Origin of the sequence: Candidatus Clostridium helianthi (assembly GCF_045310795.1) — a bacterium.
GTDB classification, from domain to species: Bacteria; Bacillota; Clostridia; order Clostridiales; family Clostridiaceae; genus Clostridium; species Clostridium helianthi.
This window is the reverse complement of sequence record NZ_JBJIAB010000004.1, coordinates 225017-247991: the sequence shown is the minus strand read 5'-3', so window position 1 is coordinate 247991 and position 22975 is coordinate 225017. Positions and strand designations below refer to the sequence as shown.

Sequence of the window (22975 nt, the reverse complement as noted above, 5' to 3'; positions counted from 1 at the left end):
AATATGCTATGAGAAGTGATGTAATAACAAAAGGCTCAAAAAGTGCACCTCAACGTTCATTACTTAGTGCCTTAGGTCTAACAAAAGAAGAAATGGAAAGGCCTCTTATAGGTATCGTAAGCTCACAAAATGATATCGTTCCTGGCCATATGAATTTGGACAAAATAGTTGAAGCTGTAAAAATGGGAGTTTCAATGGCTGGAGGTACTCCAATTGTCTTTCCTGCAATTGCTGTTTGTGATGGTATTGCTATGGGACACGAAGGAATGAAATATTCATTAGTTACAAGAGATCTAATTGCAGATTCTACTGAAGCTATGGCAATGGCTCATGCCTTTGATGCATTAGTGATGGTTCCTAATTGTGATAAAAATGTTCCTGGCCTTCTAATGGCTGCAGCAAGAGTTAATATTCCTACAATTTTTGTAAGTGGTGGACCAATGCTTGCTGGAAAAGTTGACGGATGCAAGACAAGCTTATCAAGTATGTTTGAAGCTGTTGGAGCTTACAATGCTGGAAAAATTACAGCTGAAAAATTAGATGAATATGAAAATAACGTATGCCCTACTTGTGGTTCTTGTTCAGGAATGTATACTGCAAATAGTATGAACTGCTTAACAGAAGTACTTGGTATGGGGCTTCAAGGAAATGGTACAATCCCTGCAGTTTATTCAGAAAGAATAAAACTCGCAAAGCATGCTGGTATGAAAATCATGGAATTACTTGAAAAGAACATAAGACCAAGAGATATTATGACAGAAGATGCATTTATGAATGCTATGACTATGGACATGGCTCTTGGATGTAGCACCAATAGTATGTTGCATTTGCCTGCAATTGCACATGAAGTTGGCTTTGATTTAAATGTTGATATAGCTAATGAAATTAGTGCAAAGACACCGAATCTTTGTCATCTTGCCCCTGCAGGACACACTTATATTGAAGATTTAAATGACGCTGGTGGAATTTACGCTGTTATGAATGAAATAAATAAACTTGGTTTATTAAAAACTAACCTTATAACATGTACAGGAAAAACTGTTGGCGAAAACATTGAAGGATGTATAAATAAAAATCCTGAAGTTATTAGACCAGTCGAAAATCCATATAGTCAAACTGGTGGAATCGCAGTTCTTAAAGGAAATCTAGCGCCTGATTCATGTGTCGTTAAGCGTTCAGCTGTTGTACCAGAAATGTTAAAGCATGAAGGTCCAGCTAAAGTATTTGATTGCGAAGAAGATGCACTTGAAGCCATAAATACAGGAAAAATTGTTGAAGGAGATGTTGTTGTTATAAGATACGAAGGACCTAAAGGAGGCCCTGGTATGAGAGAAATGCTTAATCCAACTTCTGCAATTGCAGGAAGAGGTCTCGGAAGCTCCGTTGCTCTTATAACAGATGGACGTTTTAGTGGCGCTAGCAGAGGTGCTTCAATCGGACACGTTTCTCCAGAGGCAGCAGTAGGTGGTAACATAGCATTAGTTGAGGATGGAGATATCATCCAAATTGATATTAATGCTAATACTATTAACTTCTTAGTTAGCGATGAAGAATTAGCAAGAAGAAAAGCAAATTGGAAACCAAGAAAACCAAAAATAACTACAGGTTACCTAGCAAGATATGCTGCTCTTGTTACATCAGGAAATAGAGGTGCTATCTTAGACATTCCTAGATTTTAATTAAACTAATTGTTAATTATATACTTATAGATAACCCAACTAAAACCTGAACTTATGCATATAACTCGCCGAAATGAATAACATACTTTTGTTCCAGTTTCTAGTTGGGATATATTTCATAGTATAAATCTAAAACTAAATTTATGTGGTAACTTACCGAAATCATAAATATTTTGTTACGAAAATCTATGAAAATATCGCTGAAGATTCTAAGCAGCAGGTTGTATCCACTTTATTTAGTGATAATATAGCTACAGTTTTCTGATTTAGGAGTAATTCCTATCAATAAGATTTCTGTAGCTATATTTTTTTTAATTGCCCCTCAACTATACTCTCACTAAAAGTAATTATTTCATTATATCACGTATAATTTACTTGTATTATTTTTACATAAATATGTTATAATTCAAGATATATTTATAGAAATCTTAACAATTATATAGATATAAATAGTACTTTCGGAGGTATATTTATATGACACAAATAGTTAAAAGAGGCTTTGTTCCATCTGACGAAATTGAATTTAATGAAGAAAACCTAAAATTATTAAAAAAAGCTCAAAAGGATATCTATTACTTAATAAATCAAGGGTATAGTATAGATAAAAGTGTTGAATTTGTAGGAAATCATTTTCTATTTTCTGCTAGGCAAAGATTAGCTTTAAAAAGAAGCATATCTTCTTACGAAGATATTATTAGCAGGCAGAAGCGTAAAATATTAGATAAATACGAAAATAGCACGCTACATATTGATGGTCTTAATATAATTATTACTCTTGAAGTAGCTTTGTCTAACTCAACACTAATTAAATGTATGGACGGAACTCTCCGCGATTTAGCTGGACTTCGTGGAACATATAAGTTAATCGATAAAACGGATACAGCAATAGATTTGATTGGTAAAAAATTAGATGAAATGAAGATACGTAAGGCTATCTTTTATCTTGACTCTCCTGTTTCTAATACAGGAAGATTGAAATCAAGAATATTAGAAATTCTGCATAAATACAATTTTGATATAGAAGTTATTCTTATTCCAAATGCAGATGTCATTCTAAATAAATTGGATCATGTTGTAACTAGCGACGGGATAATCCTCAATACATGTGAAAATTGGATAAACTTGGCCTATGAAATTGTAGATGAAAAATTACCTAATACGTCTTATATTGATTTTGAAATTAGCTATTAGCATATTAAATTATATAAAAATATAAACATTATATTAACGTAAATTATAACAATCTGAAACTCTTATGAATATATTATTTATAACTAATTTCTGAGGAGTAAAATATAAATGTTAATTGATAATGAGTTCATTAGTGACGATACTATGAACTTTCAAGACTTTCATAACTTTGAATTTTCACCAATTTTAGATGAATCTGCTGAAAAAAAACGTGCACCTTTTACACCCAATAGTGGAGGTTTTCCACCTATAGGAAACTATCCACCTAACTTTAATTTTAATCCGCCTAATTTTGACTATGATGATTCTCCAAATTTTAATTACCCTGGCGGTGGTGTATTCAATCCTCCTGGAGCACCTAAATCTCCACCACCTAATTATGTCCCAAGAAAAAATGATTCTGGAGTTCAAAAAGTCGGAGTTAGCGGTGGTGTAAATGCTAAAGCTGTTAGTTCTAACTCTATAAGATTTTGTCTTTATAAATACACATATATCTGGGAAGAGAATGGAAATAACTATTGGACTTTCTTATTAAGTGTTAACAGACGTACAGTATCTGGTTTTAGATGGTTCCGTAGAAATTGGGTCTATTTCGGATTAGATTTAAGAAAAATAGATTCTTTCATATGCTATAGATCTGATTCTGAATCAGAAGAAAAATGCAATGATTGCCTAGATTTAAATAGAAATGATACAACAACATTGCTAAATAATGAAAAAGAATATTCCGTAAATGGTACCAGAGATGTTTACACTAAAACTTTAGCATCAATCGATATACCTAATATCAAAGAAGATGTTGTAACTAAAACAGTAGATTATTTGGATGATAACGAAATTACTAGTGAAATGCCTTGCGTAAAAGCTAGAAATATTTGTTATAGAATTAACTTAGAAGTAGCTTATCCAAGCGAATATGATATAAATTTAAAAAGAGATATAAACGAATTAGTAGAAGAAGCAAGTAACGATGCTTATAAAATTATATCTTTAAACAGAAACAGTGACAATGATTCTGATCCACTTGAAACTTTTAATTTATCTGCTAAATCAATTCCCGATGCTCTTAAAGCTTTCTCTGATTCCTTTAGCAGCAAGCTTGACCTTTTAGATTATCTTTCAAACTTGAATGACATTACCTACTGCATAAGGAGTGAAAAGATTTATAACAATTGGAAACCTTATTTTTATAATGATTCATTGTATTAGCTAGAAAATAAACTTCATCTGTTTCTTAAAATGTACAATAAGGCTAGAGAAATAATTCAACTCTCTAGTCTTACTTTTTATCATTAAAAGTATTTAAATCGTATAATTTAAATATAAGCCTTCTACTTTTTCCCAATCTATTAAGTTCCATATATTTTTTACATAGTCTGCTCTTAGATTTTTATACTTTAAATAATAAGCATGTTCCCATACATCTATAGTTAAAATTGGAACAAATCCATTCATTGCAGGTGAATTCTGATTTAGCGTATTCCTTACTGATAATTTTCCTTCTTTGTCTTTAACCAAAAAACCATAACCAGATCCAAATTGGCCTATAGCAGCATTGCTCACTTCAGTTTTTAGAGTGTCTAAATCTCCAAATGTATTATATATTTCTTCTAATAGCTTTCCTTCTGGGGCTTTCTTTGGAGTTGGTGAAAGAAGTGCAAAATATAAATTATGATTTGATACTCCTCCACCTTGATCTATCACTCCTTGCCTAATTTCTTCTGGCAATTCGTTCACACTTGCTAACAATTGATCTAAGGATTTACCTTCTGTATACTGCTCATAGCCTTTTATAAGCGAATTTAAGTTATCTACATATTTTTGAAGATGCTTGCTATAGTGTGTTTCAACTGTTTCTGCATCTATATATGGTTCTAATGCATCAAATGCATATGGTAATTGAATTTTATCAAACATATTTCATCTCTCCTTACTATTTTATTAATCTGAAATATTAATAGTTTTAGCAAGAAAGAGCGATTTATGTATTGTAACTTATATTTATAATGCTATATATTTATCTCCCATGGATTCTCTTTATTTTCTGAGAATAATATGCAGCTTCTTATTGAATTTTCAATCATATCACTTACTGCTTGATCTGTGTAAAAAGCTGCATGAGGTGTTATTATTACATTAGGAAAAGACTTTAGAATAGCTAAATTTCTATTTTTTAAAGTTTCTCCCTTTAGATCACTATAATAAATATTAGATTCCTGTTCAATTACATCTAAAGCAGCTCCACCTATCTTCTTACTTTCAATTCCTTGTATCAAATCATTTGTATTAATTAATGATCCACGAGCAGTATTAATAATAAAGACTCCATCTTTCATTAATTTAATAGCTTTCTTATTAATCATATGATAATTATCATCTGTAGCCGGCATATGCAATGTTATAATATCACTATATTTAAATAGATTGTCCAAGTCTACATACTTAGCATTTGATTTCACTTCATCATTTTTATATATATCATGTGCTAATATTTTGCAACCAAAACCACTTAAATGACTGATAACAGTCCTCCCTATTTTTCCTGTGCCTACAACACCTATAGTCAAGTTAGGTAATTCCTTACCTTGAATACCTCTTAAAGAAAAGTCTTGCACATTGCTTCTTTCCATTATAAGTTTAACTTTTCTAATTGCCATTAATATTAGCATTATAGTATAATCTGCTACACTATTTGTTGAATACGTTACATTTCCTACGCGAACTCCAAGTTCCTTAGCCTTTTTCAAATCTATATGATCATACCCTATAGTCCTTGTTGATATAAATTTAACACCTAACTCATGAAATTTTTCAACTAATTCTGAGTTTATATTTGTTGTAATTATACTGATACAATCAAAACCTTTTGCAAGGGGTGCTGTTTCTAAATTTGGTTCTTCATTACATAAAACAACTTCAACATTATACTTTTTACTAAATTCTTTAAAATACTTTGTTTCATCACGCCTATGACTATATGCTAAAATTTTCATTTAATATCAGTTCCTTTCAGAAATTATTATTTCTACAATACTTATTTAATTCTAATTTTACCATACTTTTCAAGTCGATTTACTACAAAAATAAAACTATTTTCATTATACTTTATCGAGCCTTTTCCTTAATGAACAGTTTCCCCAAAATGGAAAAGGGAGCATAACTGCTCCCCTTACAACTATGAATTCTAAATTGTTTTAAAACGAACTTACTAATAGCATAATATTTAAAATAGTAACTATTCCTGCAATACTCCATAAAACAATCTTTTCTAATGTAGTGTTTTTATATTTTCCCATTACTTTCTTTGATGATGTTAAATATATTTGCGTGAAAATTGTTATTGGCAATTGTACACTTAATAGCATTTGGGAATAAAGCAATCCTTCAAATGGATTGCTAACAAAAAATATTATAACTAAGGCAACCAATATAGTTATTAATACTCCAATCTTACTGCTTTTACTGTTTATATCATATTCTTCTCCAAATAAACCAGCAAATATCGATCCTCCGGCCATGCCAGCTGTAACTGACGATGCTAATCCAGCAAAAAGCAATGCTATAGCAAATATTATCGAAGCTGAATTTCCAAGCAATGGTTTTAACATTGTTTGAGCTTGTTCAAGTTCGGTAACCTGAACATTATTATTATAAAATGTTATTGCAACTAAAATCATAGCACTATTTATTATAAATCCAATTATCATAGATAACATTGTATCCATAAATTCATACTTTAATTGCCTCTCTAATATGGATTTATCTTTTAAATTCCATTTTCTACTCTGGATTACTTCTGAATGTAAAAATAAATTATGTGGCATAACTACAGCCCCTAATACACTCATTATTATTGGTAGGGAATTTACTGGAATACTAGGTACAACTGCACTACGTATTGCTTCTCCCCAATTTATATTAACTAAGAAAGTTTCAAATATAAATGATATTCCTATAATTGATACAAATCCAATTATTACTTTTTCTATTTTCTTATACGAATTGGAAAATAGCATAAATGTAATTACTAACGCAGAAATTAATGCACCTAATTTTAATGGAATATTAAACAACATGTCCAAAGCTATTGCTGCTCCTAATATTTCTGCCATAGCAGTACTTACTGCTGCTAACATTGCTGTTATTGTAATTGCTCGTCCTAAAAATTTATTTATATGTTTATTAATTGCTTCCGAAATACATAATCCTGTTACTATACCCAAGTGAGCAGCATTATGTTGTAATATTATAAGCATTATTGTTGATAGAGTAACAATCCAAAGCAACTTATAGCCATAATTAGATCCTGCTGCAATGTTTGATACCCAATTTCCTGGATCTATAAAACCTACTGTAACTAAAATTCCTGGTCCAATATATTTTAATAGATCTTTTCCGATTAATTTATTTTTAGTTAAATCTTTATTTTTCTCATTCATATATAGATCCACTCCTTTCTTTTACTTATTATATGATAATGATTATCAACTGTAAAGTGCCTTTTATTTTCTTTATTATATAACTTATTATTATTTACCTAATTTATCCCTTCTTAATTATAATATATAAAGATATAGTTTTTAACCCTAATTGGTGACAAACTTCTAATTGTTTTAATAAAAAAATAACATAAGTTATTGAGTCATAAATAACCTATGTTACTCCCATCATATATAAACCAATATAAATCAATTTTCCTTCTAATTATCTCCGTCTAAAATATTTCCAAGCATTCCAAGTACACTACCTTCTTCTCTATTTTTTCCGCCCGAAGTTGGAGCTGCTGCAAATACACGTTCTGCAAGTCTGCTAAATGGTAAGCTTTGAACCCATATCTTTCCTGGTCCTGTTACAGTTGCAAAGAATACTCCTTCCCCACCAAATAACGTATTCTTAATTCCACCTACAAATTGTATATCATAATGTACATCTTTAGTCATAGCAACTAAACATCCAGTATCTATTTTTAATGTTTCTCCAGGCAATAAGTTTCTTTCAACTATTGCACCACACGCATGTATAAAAGCTAAGCCATCTCCTTCTAATTTTTCGAGTATGAACCCTTCACCTCCAAAAAAACCTACACTTAACTTTTTCTTAAAATCTATTCCTACAGATACACCTTTAGCTGCACATAGAAAAGCATCTTTTTGACATATTAATTTTCCTCCTAATAAACTCAAGTCCATAGGAATTATTTTTCCTGGATAAGGTGCCGCAAAATAAACTTTTTCTTTTAATGCTCCCGAATTTGTGAATGCAGTCATAAACAAACTTTCACCAGTCAGCACTCTTTTTCCTGCTGAAAAAATTTTATTCATAAAACTGCTGCCACTTTGTTTTGATCCATCTCCAAATATAGTTTCCATTTGTATGTTTGGGTCCATCATCATCATTGCTCCAGCCTCTGCTATCACAGTTTCTGTGGGATCAAGTTCAATTTCTACATATTGTATATCGTCACCTTTTACCTTATAGTCAATCTCATGCGAATACATCAGTTGTACTCCCCCTTATTGCTAAAATTTTAATTTTCTTAATCAACTTTTTATTGATTATTTATAATAAATTTATCATTCTGTAACATTTCTGTAACATAAATCTATTATAATAATATTTGTAAAGTAGTTAAAGCATTATTATTAACCCTAATTTAAAAATACTTATAAATAGTATTTTAGAATGGCTTATTCCCCTAAATAAGTCATTCTTTTTTTCTATCATATTTTATTATATTGAGTCACATATGTTCTCTAAATCACTTTAAATTCTTTGTAAGTCCCAACGTTGTATCTGTTGTTTCCATATCTACCTTATACTGCTCGCCTAAGTCATAAGCGTTGTAATAGCCTTTCTCCATCATGTAATTTGATATTTTTTCATGAGTTTGAATTGCATCTTGTAATTGCTTCTTTAATATAGCTCTAACTTCTAATGAAATTGATTCTGTTATCGCAACTGCATAATTTTGTACTCCGCTCTTGGCCGAAATCAGAAAATCAGTAGCTATAACTTGATCAGTCATTTTACTCATTCCTGTAAGATTTTCTATTAATCCATTCATAATTCCCTCTCCTTTCTAAAATTAAATATTTATTCTTCTGAAGATGCAATATTAGATTTCTCCATAAGACTTCTCAACTCTTCAATATGTTTTTCTGATACAGATACCTCTTGTTGCAATATTGATTTTAATTCTTCATCCGAAACTAATGGTGACATAGTAAGAGCTTTAGTTAAACATGTATTTTTGAATGTTAGTATTTCATGCAACTGCATAGTTTCATTTGGTGCAATACTTTGATCATTCATATTTTTTACCCTCCTTAATAAATAAACTTTTCCTATGGCTTTAGAACAACTTTAATACATCCGTCAGTTTTTGTATCAAATACTTCATATCCATATGGCGCTTGATCAAGGGGCAATCTGTGAGTAATAATATCACTTGGATCTACTTTTCCTTCAACAAGTAATTTATAAAGTGTTGGCATATATGGAATAACTGGAGCTTGACCTGTTCTTATATTAATATTACGATTCATTATATCTCCAAAAGGAAATGCGTTATATCTTCCTCCATAAACTCCGGTAACTTGAATCATTCCACCTTTTCTCACTGCCTGAGTAGCTATAACAAATCCACCTAATGATCCACTTTGAAGTTTTAAACCTGATCCTAAAAACTCCATTGGTGTCATTTTTCCATCCATTCCAACACAGTCTATTACTACATCTGCTCCACCATGAGTGATTTCTCTTAGATATTCCCCTGTATTCTCATGTTGTTCAAAATTAACAGTTTCAACTTTATTATGTCTCCTTGCATGCTCTAACCTATAATCGATATAGTCAACAGCTATTACTCTCTCTGCACCGTGCATCCAGCAGAACTTTTGTGCTAATAGTCCTACAGGTCCACAACCTAACACAATAACAGTATTACCTTTCTTAACCCCAGCATTTTCTACGCTCCAATAAGCAGTTCCCATTGCATCTGACATCAATAATAATTTTTCATCCTCTACTTCACAATCTTCTGGAATTTTGAAAGGAGTAAAATTAGCATAAGGCACTCTCATATACTCTGCCTGGCCTCCTGGATATCCTCCAAATGTATCTGAATACCCAAAAAATCCTCCATTTTCCCCATTAGGATTTGAATTATCACACATACATGTCAAATCATGTTTACAATAAAAACACTCTCCGCAACTTACGTTAAAAGGCACTATTACTCTATCACCTTTTTTCAATTTCGTAACTTCTGGTCCTACCTCTTCAACAATCCCCATTGGTTCATGCCCTATGATATAATCTTGTGGTAAGTTTGGAACCATATCATGAATTAAGTGCAAATCAGAACCACATATTGCTGTACTTGTAAGCTTAACTATAATATCGTCAGCCTTTTGAATTTTAGGATCTTTGACTTCTTTAACTTTTACATTCTTTATTCCTTGAAATGTTACAGCCTTCATTAAACAATTACCTCCTTTTTTATTTTTCTAGTGTTGCAAACATACCACTTCTACTTGTATCTCCAGGAAATAAATCCAAACTAGCAATTTGAGATATTGTTGTAGATGATTCAATATCCATTTGAAATTGCTTTTCTAAATTTGTAGGATGAAACCAACCTTTTTCTACCATAAGATTTGATATTTGTTCATGCATAAGAATTGCGTCATTTAACTGATTCTTTAAAACAGTTCTAACTTCTGGAGTTGTCGCCTCAGTCAATGCAATTGCACAATTTCTTACACCACTTTTGGCATTTAACAAAAAACCTAGAGACATATTTGCATCCACAAGTTTAGGCATCCCCTCTGCATTTCTTATTTCTAAATAATCATTAATCATAATTTTCCCTCCTTTGTTTTCTAGCATTCTTACAAACAATTTATATATAAAATTCTCATCTTATTTTAGGAGCTTTTTTCAATAAATTTTGTAAGTTACTTATTGCTGTTATAGATTGTTGTACATCCTTCTCTAATAATGCCTTTAGATCTTGATCAAAAACTACACCTTCCATCATTTTTGATGTAGTCATACATATAGTTTTGAAGTTTAGCATTTCATGAACTTGCATTGTCTCATTTGGTGCCAGATGTTGCTTTTCCATAAATTCACCTCCTAACTTCCTTCTAATAAATGTATTCTTCCACACGCAGCTTTTAGTTATACAATTAACTAAACAAAATAGATACAATCAATGAGAAAACAGATAAAGCTACTAACGCTAAATACCCCTATAGGATAAAATTTAATTTTCTATCCTATAGGGGTAAAATCATTCTCTTATGTTATTTAAGTCCCTTTATTATAAAATATAATTCTTTATATAAAATTGATTAAAATACTTAACTCTATATCTTTTACAACGAGCAATCAATTTTTATATACGTATTATCCACAATTTGATAATTTAATTTTGATTTTAAATTTTTAACTGCAGATAACTTCTCAATATAATCAATATCAGATAAAGTTATATCTTTTAATCCTGCGATAAATTCAACCTCAGAATTTCTCTTCAATTTATCATTTATAACTTTCTTAAGTTCATTGTTTATATTCATAAAATACCCGCACTCCTCATCTACATAGTAATTATTCTCTATACATAACATAGATATATTATAGCACATTTTGTTGAATTATTCAATTTACTCACTATTTTCCTTTTATTTAAACTAAGTATGCTAGCACTTAATCTTCTAATAATTTTAATAAAAATCTTTTTTTAATTGACATAATATTGCCACAATTATCCTTTATCATAATATTATAAACAATTTATATTAATTGTTCTCCTATTAAATAAATATACAACAAATCAGTATTCAGGATAACTTGGTTCCCTTAAACAAGTTATCCTTTTTATTATTTATTAATATATTTAATTCATATAAAACTAATAGCCCTAATTAAATTGTTTAACACTTTAAGCTCATAGCAAATTTTGTAACTTTTTATATCAAAGTCACTCTACATTCATATAGTAAGTTAAATATTTGACAATCATATAATTCAATATCAAAAAAAGGCTTAAGTATTAACTACTCAGCCTTTTTTGGTGATTACCATCTCTCACAAACCATATTTTTTATACCCTGTTTTTATACCCACTTATATTCTACCATATTCCAACATAATTTCACGTATTTTCGTAATACATTTTCATATATATATTGATGTTTTATAACAAAATACATCAATATATCTGTAATTTTATGTCGTTTAAAATCATTATTAATCTAAATTTATATAAAATATTCGTTAAAAAATTATCTATTTGTCTGTAATATTTTATAAATATTATTATTTTAATATAATATTATTTTATTCTATAAAAATAATACTTAAAACTAAAATAAACTCTCCCTATTTATTCACCATCATACGCATTAATTGCTATTGGTAATGATTGAATTACTATATTACCTACAGCTGGCAATCCTATTAGAACAGCACTTATTATTTCTTCCCTTGTTGCTCCAAGAGATTTTGCATGTTTAACATGAAAAGGCAGACCACCTTCAAGTCTTGAAGAAGCTAAAACTGCAATATATGCAAGTTCCTCTGTTTTCGAATCAAGTTTACTTACTGAATCTAATTTTTGAACTGTCTCCATCCATATCTCCTGATACTCAGGTGCCTCTTTCATAAAAGTTTTAAACGCATTACTAACTGATGACATATCACTCATTCTCTTATCCTCCAATCATTTTTGTTAATTTAACTTATTAATTATATAATCCCATATAGCAAGTGCTGAATTTTTCTTACCATCTGAGGATTCCAACAATTTTTTTAATGTATTTATATTTTCTTTATATGAGGTGTCTTTAATTATATTTCTTATAGCCAATTGTATTTTTGGTGCATTCCATCTGTTAATTGGTATTCGTATTCCAGCACCTTTCATTACTACATTATCAAGATTTATCTGCTGTTCTGGCTGCATTGAAAATCCAACAATAGGAGTACCACTTGCAATAGCAGTTTGTACTGTTCCTTGCCCACCATATAACACCCCTCCATTATAATGAGCTTTGCCTAAAAATTTTCATTAATAAAGTTTTCAATCCAAGAAATCTCAGTATCTATAAATGCTATTGGTCTTTCAAACAATGCTTTTATATGTGGCCTCTCCTTTGCCGTAGGATGCTGATCATATCTTTTATTTAAGAATTCTTTTCTATCTTTCAGATTTTCTTTATGGTTAATTAAAGCTTTTTTAAATTCTTCCTTGGTCACTAAATAAGAAAATAATAAGCCTATATCAAATTCACTAGGATCATTCTTATATTCGCTTATCATTTTTATAATCTGCTTCCTAATAATCACTTTAGTTTCTTCTTTTATGAAATATACTTTTCTCTTAGGCGAACCATATTCTTTTTCATATCTGGAACCAATATAGCCTTTCTTTTCAAGTTTATTCAAAGAATTATAGATTGATGAAAATCCAATATCCGTCCACCCTCTCATATTTCTTTGTTCTATTACAGTTTCAAATTCGTATCCATAATAATCTTTATCATATAAAAGTGATAAAAGTATCACCTCAATTTGTGTCATATTCATCTCACCCACCTATTCTAGGGTTAGAATAGCATTTTAGGAAGAATGTGTCAACAACTTATAAAAAATAATTCAGATGACGTAACTTAATTTCAATAATTCTAGTAATTAATCTTTATTTAAATTAATATATTCACTCATCTACTCTATAGTTGCATACAACTCTATTTTTAAGCTGCCCTTCAGAACTTTTCATAGCTTCTCCTTATATGTAACTTATCAATATAAACCATAATTTAATTACTATAAGGATAATAATGTGGAATTTTAGATTGGAATTCTTTTAAGCTTACGATATAATTATTATCATTGAATTCAATAAGCGATACTCCATCAAATTCTTCAATTTCTCCATCATAGCTACATTTAAAATACCACTCAACTACTGTTATATTTCCCTGATGAATAAACTGCTTTATATCCCAAACCAATACTTTTCCACGTTTATTCCATTCTTTAAACCATGTTGTAACTGTATCTATTCCATGATATTCAGGACCATAACATTCGCTATAAGTTACATTTAAATCAAAAATATCTTTTAATACTGAACAATTATTCTCTAACCACGATTTAAAATATTTCTTAATTATTTGTTCTCTAATATTCATTACTCACCCAGCTTCTTTCTTAAATCTGAAATATAAGTATTTTGTATTTTCCTTAAGTCCATAAAAAAATATGAAAGAATCCTAATAATAGGATTTTTAATAAAGACATTTTCTTTAAATACTATTTTAGTTCCACCATTTTCTGTTTCTGAAAAACTACCTTTCCAAAACCCAGTAAACATTTTATTTTCCATATTAAAAGCATACTCACTATATTCATCCTTCTTAGATATAATAAACTTTGTAGCACTCCCGTTATGAGTGTATTCAATAAATTCTTTACCATTATTATAAATTTCAATTTTTTTAATACCACTACGCCAACTATAATCATTATTATTTGTTACTATATTCCAAACAGATTTTATATTAGAATTGAATTCTGCTGTTATTTCTGCTACTCTCGCCTTTTTCAAACTCCTCACCCCTATTATTTTTTCCCTTTTATTTTCTTTTTAACTTTTTGCATTGGCAATTCTTCATAGGTTGCTGATACAACTTCAGTTAAATAGTCTCTATCATCTAAAGATTCAATTAAAAAAGAAGGTTTTGCTCCCTCATAAGCAGGGGCCTCTGTAACTTCACGTAATAAATCTCTGCCTCCTTTTGTTATCTTTAAAAAGAATTGATTATCACATATTAGTCCTATTATTTTTTGATTACAGTAGATTCCGTAATCTCCAAACATTTTTCTATACGTTATGCTTCCTGCACCACTTATCTGTTCGCATACATATTCTACAAATTCTATATTCGAAGCCATTTTCTTTCCTCCCGCTAAGCTCACTTTATAACATCTCTATTGCTTATATCGCTGCCATTTATAAATATACCTTTTATGTATAATTTTAGCATAAATAGTAATTCAAAAGATAGTTATTGTTTAAAAATCTTTTTGAGATTTCACCTCTAATCCGCATGTTTCCTATAAATATTTATATATGTATATATTTTTCTTTGTATCTATGTTTCTAGGTAAATATATTTATATGAATAAATTTACCTAGGAACATATAAACATATTTTCATTTAAACAATGTTTCCTATAAATCTTTAAATATATGAAAGTTTATAAATTTTTACTAAGTTGTTTCTAACAAAAGTTTAAATAAATTTTCACTCACTAAGAATAAATGTCTTCTTAACCTCATTACCATTGCATATTTCAAATCTAAATATTATCTACAATACACACGCAAATTTCTTAATCTATAATTGAAAACAAGCATTTCTAAGCTATCAATAAAAGTTTTATCATTCTTGTAATTCATTTTTAGCTTTTTCATAAAATCACCATTAGAAATGGACGTAAAAATAGCACACATCATATTCAATAAATTGCCTATCAAAAAATATGATGTGTGTCGTGTATTATTTTAAATATATAACTTTTTTATTTAAATTTCATCACATATATCAACTGAACATACTTTATCTCTTCCAGTTTGCTTTGCTTTATATAAAGAGTCATCTGCTTGTCTTAATAATGTTTCAATGTTATCAGTTAATTCCGGGTAAGCAGATACACCTACAGAAACAGTAATTCCTATCTTTCTACCGTCACCAATTTCAAATTCATGCTTCTTTACTTCATCACATATCCTTTTTCCTATATCCATCGCCCGCTCTTTAGAACAGTCAATTAATAAGATACAAAATTCTTCTCCTCCAACTCTTGACACTGCATCGAATACTCTACAAGTATTTTTTAAAATAACAGCCAAATCTCTTAGTACTATATCACCAACTGCATGACCGTATGTATCATTAACATACTTAAAATGATCTATATCAATCATTAAACAAGATAATTTTTCATCCTTTTCTTTTACATTCGCAACACTTTTATTAAATATCAAATCAAATTGTCTTGTATTATTTAATCCAGTCAAAAAATCTTTAGTAGCCTCATTTTTATATCTCCTATACAATTCATTTGACGATTTAACATATTTTAATAAATAATAAGCTAATATGGCTGCAATTGCCGACATAATCAAATACGCCAAGAGTATCTTAAATACATCACCAAAATTAAACAACAAGTAATAATATGTGCTAATTATCGAAAATATACTAAGTAAGTATATTGTCACCCACTTTTTAACCATGTTTAACTTCAACTTACCAGCTATGGAATATGATAATAGTAATATTAATATTTGATAGCCTGCAACTATTGATGATTGATTGATTCCAAAATATATAATCCTAAATAAAACTATACTCACTCCTGTAATTAATGAAGGCAGAAATCCACCAATATAATATATTAACATTAATGCTACAACTCTTAAATCCACCAAAGTTTTTGTACTTTCAATATTTATTGTGTACATCATCATTCCTATCGCAAGAATTCCCCCACCTAAGCCAAGCAAAACCTTTGCAAAAATTTTAGAACTGCATTCAAGGGGTGTATCCTTCGATAAATGTCCTCCTAAAGATATTGCTGATATCAAAAGAAGTATATTAATAAAAAAATTACTCATTGTTCACACCTCTATTCTATTTATTAATTTAAATATATACAAATAATAATTATTATTTAAAATTTATTATTACAATTATACCACTAACTACCTTTTATGACAAATAATTTATTTTTCTTCAAACACAAAAATACTATGCATTTAAATAGGGTCTGCTCCTATCTTCTTCGCATAGTCTTTCATTAATTTTCAAAGCAACTTTATTTTTCGCGACATGACTTTAGAAGTTTTGACACGACTTTATTTTGCTGTGACACAACCTTTAGTTTTCATGTTTATTTTCCTCATTCTAATACATCTCCACACATCTATAGACAGGAGTAACTTTTTATGTATAAAAAAATACACACATCCATAGATATTAAAATCTATTAGATGTGTGTATTTAAAACAGTCTACCTAACTCAGTAAAACCTTGATTTTCAGACTATTTAGCTAATGCTTCTTGAACAGCAACAGCTACAGCAACAGTCATACCAACCATTGGGTTGTTACCTGCTCCGATTAATCCCATCATTTCAACGTGAGCTGGAACTGATGAAGATCCTGCGAATTGTGCATCTGAGTGCATTCTTCCCATAGTATCAGTCATACCATAAGAAGCTGGACCTGCAGCCATGTTATCTGGGTGAAGAGTTCTTCCTGTACCACCACCTGATGCTACTGAGAAGTATTTCTTACCTTGTTCGATACATTCTTTCTTGTATGTTCCTGCAACTGGATGTTGGAATCTTGTAGGGTTAGTTGAGTTACCAGTGATTGATACGTCAACTCCTTCTTTATGCATGATTGCAACACCTTCTCTAACGTCGTCAGCACCGTAACATCTTACTTTTGCTCTTTCTCCGTTTGAGTATGCTTTTTCTTTAACTACTTTAACTTCTCCAGTGTAGTAGTCAAATTGAGTTTGAACATATGTGAAACCATTGATTCTTGAAATGATGAATGCAGCATCTTTTCCAAGACCGTTTAAGATAACTCTTAATGGTTCTTTTCTTACCCTGTTAGCTTTTTCAGCTATTTTAATAGCACCTTCAGCAGCAGCGAAGCTTTCGTGTCCTGCTAAGAATGCGAAACATTTAGTTTCTTCTCTTAAAAGCATAGCTCCTAAGTTTCCGTGTCCTAAACCAACTTTTCTATCATCTGCAACAGAACCTGGGATACAGAATGCTTGTAATCCTTCTCCGATTGCTTCAGCAGCATCAGCAGCCTTAGTGCAACCCTTCTTTATTGCTATAGCAGCACCTAAAACGTATGCCCATCCAGCGTTTTCGAATGCGATTGGTTGAGTTTCCTTAACGATTGTATATGGATCTACTCCAACTTCAGCACAAACTGCTTTAGCATCTTCCATAGTTTTCATTCCGTATTTTTCTAATACTGGAGTGATTTGGTTAATTCTTCTTTCATAACTTTCAAATAATGCCATTTTAAAAATCCTCCTTTACAAATAATTATTTATGTCTTGGGTCTAATAATTCAGCAGCGTCAGCAACTCTTCCGTATTGACCTTTAGCTTTTTCTAATGCTTCGTTAGCATCCATACCTTTAGCAATGCTTTCCATCATTTTTCCTAAGTTAACAAACTTATATCCGATGATTTCTTTATCTTCGTCTACAGCAACTTCAGTAACATAACCTTCAGCCATTTCTAAGTATCTTGGTCCTTTAGCTAAAGTTCCGTACATAGTACCAACTTGAGATCTTAAACCTTTTCCTAAATCTTCAAGTCCTGCTCCGATAGGTAGTCCACCTTCTGAGAATGCAGTTTGAGTTCTTCCATAAACGATTTGTAAGAATAATTCTCTCATAGCTGTGTTTATAGCGTCACAAACTAAGTCTGTGTTTAATGCTTCTAATATAGTCTTTCCTGGTAATATTTCTGAAGCCATAGCAGCTGAATGAGTCATTCCTGAACATCCAATTGTTTCAACTAACGCTTCTTGGATTATACCATCCTTAACGTTTAATGTTAATTTACAAGCTCCTTGTTGTGGTGCACACCAACCTATTCCGTGAGTTAATCCTGATATATCAGTTACTTCTTTAGATTGAACCCATCTTCCTTCTACAGGAATTGGCGCTGATCCGTGATTAGGACCTTTAGCAAGTACACACATTTCTTCAACTTCTTTTGAATACATCATATATTTTTGCTCCTCCCTAATTAATAGATAATTACAAATTATTAAATCTTATTTCTAAGTTTAAAATTGTAGTTGGGCATAAAATAACCCAGTGGGGCACTTTTCCCTATTCCTATTCTAGCAAATGATTTGATTCCCCACAACCTTTATTTAAAAATTTATGCACATTTATCTACTTTTATTTGAAAATCCGAACTACAAATGAATAAAAATCTTATATTAACTTTAATTAGATAAAATTTTGTCTAATGCTTTCATTATGTATTCTTAAATGGATATTATAAATTAATTTTCCAAAAATAAAAATAAATTAAAAATACCTATTGAAATATTCTTTAAGACATGGTAGAATAATTTTTGTCAGTTTACATGCCGCTGTGATGGAATTGGCAGACGTGGTGGACTCAAAATCCTCTGGTAGTGATATCGTGCCGGTTCGAATCCGGCCAGCGGCACCATTTATTTTGGTGGATTGCTGTATTACTTGGTTTAAATACCTTGTAGTACAGCTTTTTTTATGCACTTGTTGAATGTATCTAGATTTGTTTTACGCAAATCTAGATACATTCCCCGTATGCTTTATCAAAAGAGGCCGTTGCATTTGAATAACCTTTAACATTATTTTAAAATATTTCTACTCCACTCGGGAATTATATCTCTTTTCAATTTAATTATTCCATCACATATATAAGTACATACTTAAATTTATTTGTATTATATATATATTTATTTCATTACAAATATCAAATATCTCTTTCAAATTCTCTAATTACTCATAATATCTTCTTTCTATAGCTTCAGCTGTAATTCCTTGTCTACCTTTTAATACTCTAGTTCCAGCTCTTTACCTAGCAATTTCATAACTATGAACTCACAATACCAAATCATCTTTAATGTTTACAATCACTCTAAAAATTTATCAGATACCTCCCCAGTAACTCTCCCACTTTTTCAAATAGAAAAATATAAAGCATCATCTGTATGCTACTAGATAAGCGAAATCTTATCTTCTTCTATTATAGATACATAATTTGTTCTCTAAAATAACGATAAAACCAATGCTATTTTCATGCTAGAATCCTTTCAGCCCGCATTTAACAAGCATATTCTGAAGAATATATATTCTAATATGGTAATATTCTAAAGAATAAATATTGTGAAGAATATTCATTCTTTAGAATTTGAAACAATCAGAAACGTAATCACTAATTATAAATGATCTATATCTACAAATATTTTTAGACTATAAATAACGAACCTAATAATAGTTGAACTTTCAACAAACATATTATATGATAGTTGCAAGTTTAACTATTTCATTGATCTTATTTAGAAAGGACGTAATCTTTTTGAAGAATTCACATAAAATTATACATTACTTTTTTTTATTTTTTGGAGTTTTAGCTATTTCTACATCTGCTATATTTGTAAAACTATCAACTGCTCCTGCTCCAATCATTGCTACATATAGACTAGTTTTTTCAACTTTAATGATATTACCTGTAATATTATTTAACAAAAAATACATACTAGAAATAAAAAAATTAAAACTCAAACAATTAGCGGCAGTATTTTCATCCGGAATTTTTCTAGCAATACATTATATACTTTGGTTTGAATCCTTGCGTTTTACTTCAGTTGCAAGTTCAACAGTTCTTGTAACCATGCAGCCACTATTTGCTTTTATAGGAAGCTATTTTTTCTTTGGTGAGAGATTAAAGAAACTATCACTATTTGGCGGTTTTTTATCTATATTTGGAAGCTGTATAATAGGATTTGGCGATTTCAAAATTGGTGGGATAGCCTTGATAGGAGATATACTTGCTTTACTAGCAGCTGGAGTTATTACAGCATATTTCCTTATTGGACAAAGTGTAAGAAAAAATTTATCTCTAGTTGCTTATGTTTTCATTTGTTATTTAAGTAGTAGTATATTTTTATTAGCATACTCTGTCATATTAAAATATCCTCTAATTGGCTATGCAAACTCTGATTGGTTATGGTTCTTCTGCTTAGCATTAATTTCAACAATACTTGGTCAAACAGTTTTAAATTGGCTAATTAAGTGGTTAAGTGCTTCAACTATTTCTATGAGTATATTAGGTGAGCCTGTTGGAACGTGCACATTAGCATTCTTAATACTTGGAGAATCAATATCTTATAATCAAATTATCGGATCCCTAATTATCTTAATAGGGATATGTATATTTTTAATTGGCCAAACAGTAAAAGTAAAAGATGATAGTTCGAGTAATTCAAAAGCTGTATAAGTATTTAACAGTTAAATTATTTTCTCAATTATAATCATTTATAATTAATTTAGAAATAGTCTTGAAACAAATCATATTTCAAGACTATTATTTATTCTTATAAGTTATACTTTCTTAATCAATTATAACAAAATCACAAACGACTTTGGAGTTTGGGATTTTGTTATGCAGTTTAGAATTCCACTGTAAGGAAATTATATATAAGCATCTATATATTTATATTCTTTAAATTTAGAAATAATCTGAAAAATAAGGCTTCTCTACTGGTATTAACTGTTCTAAAATTTTGAGCATATAATATTCTGTTTTTATTCTTCCACACTCATATAGGAATGTAGGACGCTTATATCCCATAAGCATAGTTGTTAATGTCTGAATATCCATTTCCACTAAATTAGCAGCATACATATCATCACTCTTCTCACAGACTGTTTCTTCATCATCCCAATAGATATTAAAAATGCCATTATTCCATTGAGCAATAGGATCATTTATTTTGAAGCTTATATTAAGTTTTTGTGATTTTACTAAGAATGGGTATTTTATTATAAATTCTCTTACATTTATAATCCTTGCCATAAAGTATGGTTTAATAGTTTCAACTATTTCGCTATCTTCAAATAAAAAAGCCATTGGTTCTCCCGAAAAATTATTTCCCTTCACTTCATTAACCATAGAATAATGAGCACTTATATAATTCCAAATTCCATGATGTGCTTCAGTATTTAAATAAACCATTTCTTTAATATAAAATATATCATTTCTAATATAATAGATTAAATAACCAAGGGGCTTATGATTCTTACTGTAGTAAATAGCCGCAATAATATCATCACTATCCCAACGCCAATATTCATCCCACGCAAGCTCATCTCTAATCATTGCACCATGTCTCTGCATTGAAAAATAATCATGTACATTTAAAAGATCTTCACATTCTAAATCTACACGTTCCATCATTCCTTCTACTACTCTTTTTTTAGGAAGCTGCGAATCTTTGATTGTAAAAGTTATTTTATCAGAAATGATTTCCCAACCATGCTTTCTATAAAGAGGGATCGAATATGGATATAAACAAGAAATAACTTGACCTTCTTCATTCATATGAATAATAGCTCGCTTAATCAAAGAATGAATTAACCCTTTTCCAGTGTATTCAGGATAGGTAGCGACTCCAGTAACCCCACCCATTTTGCAAATATTATCATGGATATTTACTTTCATGGAATATACCACAATCATTGACGCTAATTTCCCATGATAAAACCAACCAAGAACATAGGCATTTTTAAGAATCGGCATTTTAGCATGCATAATTTGCTCTTCTGTCCAACCAGTATGCAAAAGATCTTCCATTGTTATCTGAAATGCATAACGTAAAAGCCCATTAAACTGTTCTAAATCATCTTCAGTTAATTTTCGCATTTTAAAATCGCCGTATTCCTCAATAAACATTTCTTTATCTTTCATAAATCCTCCCCATATTCATCAAAAACGTATTAAATATAATTCATTTTATATTGTTAATAACCTAAATATTTATCAGCATAATTTTACAAGACCATATAATTAATTATCCTTCATTATTATCTTATATTATACTATAAATCTTTGTGCTATACATGCTAAACCTTACAATTTATCCCTCTTTGTTTTAAGTATACAAACTCCTTTTTTCACTATTTGCATAAAAACTAACCCACTCTTTCCTTGTACATTCAACAACATCAGACATACTTATTGATTATATTGGGTAAATAAAATTAATATATTCCATATATATGCTGCAACAATAAATTCACATTTAAAATTTAAGTTATGTGAGCTACGTTAAGACTCAAATGTAAAAATTCAATTGTAGCATATATGATACCCCAAAATCTTCCACAATCTTTTCTGCATCTATATAAACAGCTCTTATTTTTGATATCACTGATTAAGAATAAATTAAGATGATTCAAGGTTAATATTAAGAGAAACATGGTAAAATAT

24 protein-coding genes and 1 tRNA gene are annotated in these 22975 nt (G+C 29.9%); 5 read left to right on the top strand and 20 right to left on the bottom strand.

What is annotated here, in order from left to right; translation table 11 throughout:
• The first annotated feature begins 8 nt into the window (after positions 1–8).
• The 3 genes from ilvD to ACJDTP_RS05410 all read left to right on the top strand — a co-directional run bounded on the left by ilvD (position 9) and on the right by ACJDTP_RS05410 (position 4079).
• The gene (ilvD, locus tag ACJDTP_RS05420; RefSeq protein ID WP_406760687.1) at positions 9–1679 is read left to right on the top strand and encodes a dihydroxy-acid dehydratase; all 1671 of its coding nucleotides are present in this window, start codon (positions 9–11) and stop codon (positions 1677–1679) included.
• A 474-nt stretch (positions 1680–2153) separates the two neighbouring features.
• Entirely contained in the window at positions 2154–2870 is a 717-nt protein-coding gene (locus ACJDTP_RS05415) for a DUF434 domain-containing protein (protein ID WP_406760686.1), read from the top strand.
• 108 nt (positions 2871–2978) lie between these two features.
• Positions 2979–4079 (top strand): hypothetical protein, encoded by a 1101-nt coding sequence (locus tag ACJDTP_RS05410; RefSeq protein WP_406760685.1) that lies wholly within the window; start codon positions 2979–2981, stop codon positions 4077–4079.
• A gap of 93 nt (positions 4080–4172) precedes the next feature.
• Here the strand turns inward: ACJDTP_RS05410 and ACJDTP_RS05405 are convergent, their stop codons facing one another.
• The 19 genes from ACJDTP_RS05405 to ACJDTP_RS05315 form a co-directional block, all read right to left on the bottom strand.
• Positions 4173–4787, bottom strand: a complete 615-nt coding sequence (locus tag ACJDTP_RS05405; RefSeq protein WP_077837451.1) for a superoxide dismutase — start codon at positions 4785–4787, stop codon at positions 4173–4175.
• A 92-nt stretch (positions 4788–4879) separates the two neighbouring features.
• Entirely contained in the window at positions 4880–5863 is a 984-nt protein-coding gene (locus tag ACJDTP_RS05400; protein WP_406760684.1) for a D-isomer specific 2-hydroxyacid dehydrogenase family protein, read from the bottom strand.
• 201 nt (positions 5864–6064) lie between these two features.
• Complete coding sequence (locus ACJDTP_RS05395; protein WP_077837449.1) at positions 6065–7309, bottom strand: Nramp family divalent metal transporter; 1245 nt, start codon at positions 7307–7309, stop codon at positions 6065–6067.
• A gap of 261 nt (positions 7310–7570) precedes the next feature.
• The gene (locus ACJDTP_RS05390) at positions 7571–8368 is read right to left on the bottom strand and encodes a TIGR00266 family protein (RefSeq protein ID WP_103699139.1); all 798 of its coding nucleotides are present in this window, start codon (positions 8366–8368) and stop codon (positions 7571–7573) included.
• Positions 8369–8628: 260 nt separating this feature from the next.
• Complete coding sequence (locus tag ACJDTP_RS05385) at positions 8629–8934, bottom strand: spore coat protein (RefSeq protein WP_406760683.1); 306 nt, start codon at positions 8932–8934, stop codon at positions 8629–8631.
• Between the two features lie 29 nt (positions 8935–8963).
• Positions 8964–9182 (bottom strand): spore coat protein, encoded by a 219-nt coding sequence (locus tag ACJDTP_RS05380; protein ID WP_041895638.1) that lies wholly within the window; start codon positions 9180–9182, stop codon positions 8964–8966.
• Positions 9183–9214: 32 nt separating this feature from the next.
• Positions 9215–10351 carry a zinc-dependent alcohol dehydrogenase gene (locus ACJDTP_RS05375; RefSeq protein ID WP_041895636.1) on the bottom strand — a complete coding sequence of 379 codons (1137 nt, stop codon included), beginning with the start codon at positions 10349–10351 and terminating at the stop codon, positions 9215–9217.
• A 19-nt stretch (positions 10352–10370) separates the two neighbouring features.
• Positions 10371–10733, bottom strand: a complete 363-nt coding sequence (locus ACJDTP_RS05370) for a spore coat protein (protein WP_023976371.1) — start codon at positions 10731–10733, stop codon at positions 10371–10373.
• 55 nt (positions 10734–10788) lie between these two features.
• A complete protein-coding gene (locus ACJDTP_RS05365; RefSeq protein ID WP_041895634.1) occupies positions 10789–10998 on the bottom strand; it encodes a hypothetical protein in 210 nt (69 codons plus the stop codon).
• A gap of 253 nt (positions 10999–11251) precedes the next feature.
• Positions 11252–11455 (bottom strand): hypothetical protein, encoded by a 204-nt coding sequence (locus ACJDTP_RS05360; protein ID WP_238948385.1) that lies wholly within the window; start codon positions 11453–11455, stop codon positions 11252–11254.
• A gap of 809 nt (positions 11456–12264) precedes the next feature.
• On the bottom strand, positions 12265–12585 hold the full coding sequence (locus ACJDTP_RS05355) for a carboxymuconolactone decarboxylase family protein (protein WP_065416297.1): 321 nt from the start codon (positions 12583–12585) through the stop codon (positions 12265–12267).
• A gap of 24 nt (positions 12586–12609) precedes the next feature.
• A complete protein-coding gene (locus ACJDTP_RS05350; RefSeq protein WP_406760682.1) occupies positions 12610–12912 on the bottom strand; it encodes a glycosyltransferase in 303 nt (100 codons plus the stop codon).
• 23 nt (positions 12913–12935) lie between these two features.
• Positions 12936–13466 (bottom strand): PadR family transcriptional regulator, encoded by a 531-nt coding sequence (locus ACJDTP_RS05345; protein WP_023976375.1) that lies wholly within the window; start codon positions 13464–13466, stop codon positions 12936–12938.
• A 233-nt stretch (positions 13467–13699) separates the two neighbouring features.
• Complete coding sequence (locus ACJDTP_RS05340; RefSeq protein ID WP_173707388.1) at positions 13700–14074, bottom strand: nuclear transport factor 2 family protein; 375 nt, start codon at positions 14072–14074, stop codon at positions 13700–13702.
• The gene (locus ACJDTP_RS05335; RefSeq protein WP_406760681.1) at positions 14074–14490 is read right to left on the bottom strand and encodes a hypothetical protein; all 417 of its coding nucleotides are present in this window, start codon (positions 14488–14490) and stop codon (positions 14074–14076) included. The genes ACJDTP_RS05340 and ACJDTP_RS05335 overlap by 1 nt, the downstream gene beginning before the upstream one ends.
• 14 nt (positions 14491–14504) lie before the next feature.
• A complete protein-coding gene (locus ACJDTP_RS05330; protein WP_406760680.1) occupies positions 14505–14837 on the bottom strand; it encodes a TfoX/Sxy family protein in 333 nt (110 codons plus the stop codon).
• Between the two features lie 634 nt (positions 14838–15471).
• The gene (locus ACJDTP_RS05325) at positions 15472–16566 is read right to left on the bottom strand and encodes a GGDEF domain-containing protein (protein ID WP_179436927.1); all 1095 of its coding nucleotides are present in this window, start codon (positions 16564–16566) and stop codon (positions 15472–15474) included.
• A gap of 427 nt (positions 16567–16993) precedes the next feature.
• On the bottom strand, positions 16994–17995 hold the full coding sequence (locus tag ACJDTP_RS05320) for a GGGtGRT protein (protein ID WP_011968824.1): 1002 nt from the start codon (positions 17993–17995) through the stop codon (positions 16994–16996).
• A gap of 25 nt (positions 17996–18020) precedes the next feature.
• The gene (locus ACJDTP_RS05315; RefSeq protein ID WP_011968823.1) at positions 18021–18713 is read right to left on the bottom strand and encodes an iron-sulfur cluster assembly scaffold protein; all 693 of its coding nucleotides are present in this window, start codon (positions 18711–18713) and stop codon (positions 18021–18023) included.
• Between the two features lie 371 nt (positions 18714–19084).
• Here ACJDTP_RS05315 and ACJDTP_RS05310 point away from each other — a divergent pair.
• Positions 19085–19171 (top strand) — tRNA-Leu (locus ACJDTP_RS05310).
• A gap of 855 nt (positions 19172–20026) precedes the next feature.
• Complete coding sequence (locus ACJDTP_RS05305; protein WP_406760696.1) at positions 20027–20983, top strand: DMT family transporter; 957 nt, start codon at positions 20027–20029, stop codon at positions 20981–20983.
• 231 nt (positions 20984–21214) lie between these two features.
• On the opposite strand, the gene ACJDTP_RS05300 is transcribed toward ACJDTP_RS05305, so the two are convergent.
• Positions 21215–22453, bottom strand: a complete 1239-nt coding sequence (locus ACJDTP_RS05300; RefSeq protein WP_406760679.1) for a GNAT family N-acetyltransferase — start codon at positions 22451–22453, stop codon at positions 21215–21217.
• Positions 22454–22975: the final 522 nt, after the last annotated feature.

Coding starts and splice junctions, on each gene's coding strand:
- ilvD (WP_406760687.1), top strand. CDS start 9: ATGAGAAGTGATGTAATAACAAAAGGCTCAAAAAGTGCACCTCAACGT.
- ACJDTP_RS05415 (WP_406760686.1), top strand. CDS start 2,154: ATGACACAAATAGTTAAAAGAGGCTTTGTTCCATCTGACGAAATTGAA.
- ACJDTP_RS05410 (WP_406760685.1), top strand. CDS start 2,979: ATGTTAATTGATAATGAGTTCATTAGTGACGATACTATGAACTTTCAA.
- ACJDTP_RS05405 (WP_077837451.1), bottom strand. CDS start 4,787: ATGTTTGATAAAATTCAATTACCATATGCATTTGATGCATTAGAACCA.
- ACJDTP_RS05400 (WP_406760684.1), bottom strand. CDS start 5,863: ATGAAAATTTTAGCATATAGTCATAGGCGTGATGAAACAAAGTATTTT.
- ACJDTP_RS05395 (WP_077837449.1), bottom strand. CDS start 7,309: ATGAATGAGAAAAATAAAGATTTAACTAAAAATAAATTAATCGGAAAA.
- ACJDTP_RS05390 (WP_103699139.1), bottom strand. CDS start 8,368: ATGTATTCGCATGAGATTGACTATAAGGTAAAAGGTGACGATATACAA.
- ACJDTP_RS05385 (WP_406760683.1), bottom strand. CDS start 8,934: ATGAATGGATTAATAGAAAATCTTACAGGAATGAGTAAAATGACTGAT.
- ACJDTP_RS05380 (WP_041895638.1), bottom strand. CDS start 9,182: ATGAATGATCAAAGTATTGCACCAAATGAAACTATGCAGTTGCATGAA.
- ACJDTP_RS05375 (WP_041895636.1), bottom strand. CDS start 10,351: ATGAAGGCTGTAACATTTCAAGGAATAAAGAATGTAAAAGTTAAAGAA.
- ACJDTP_RS05370 (WP_023976371.1), bottom strand. CDS start 10,733: ATGATTAATGATTATTTAGAAATAAGAAATGCAGAGGGGATGCCTAAA.
- ACJDTP_RS05365 (WP_041895634.1), bottom strand. CDS start 10,998: ATGGAAAAGCAACATCTGGCACCAAATGAGACAATGCAAGTTCATGAA.
- ACJDTP_RS05360 (WP_238948385.1), bottom strand. CDS start 11,455: ATGAATATAAACAATGAACTTAAGAAAGTTATAAATGATAAATTGAAG.
- ACJDTP_RS05355 (WP_065416297.1), bottom strand. CDS start 12,585: ATGAGTGATATGTCATCAGTTAGTAATGCGTTTAAAACTTTTATGAAA.
- ACJDTP_RS05345 (WP_023976375.1), bottom strand. CDS start 13,466: ATGAATATGACACAAATTGAGGTGATACTTTTATCACTTTTATATGAT.
- ACJDTP_RS05340 (WP_173707388.1), bottom strand. CDS start 14,074: ATGAATATTAGAGAACAAATAATTAAGAAATATTTTAAATCGTGGTTA.
- ACJDTP_RS05330 (WP_406760680.1), bottom strand. CDS start 14,837: ATGGCTTCGAATATAGAATTTGTAGAATATGTATGCGAACAGATAAGT.
- ACJDTP_RS05325 (WP_179436927.1), bottom strand. CDS start 16,566: ATGAGTAATTTTTTTATTAATATACTTCTTTTGATATCAGCAATATCT.
- ACJDTP_RS05320 (WP_011968824.1), bottom strand. CDS start 17,995: ATGGCATTATTTGAAAGTTATGAAAGAAGAATTAACCAAATCACTCCA.
- ACJDTP_RS05315 (WP_011968823.1), bottom strand. CDS start 18,713: ATGATGTATTCAAAAGAAGTTGAAGAAATGTGTGTACTTGCTAAAGGT.
- ACJDTP_RS05300 (WP_406760679.1), bottom strand. CDS start 22,453: ATGAAAGATAAAGAAATGTTTATTGAGGAATACGGCGATTTTAAAATG.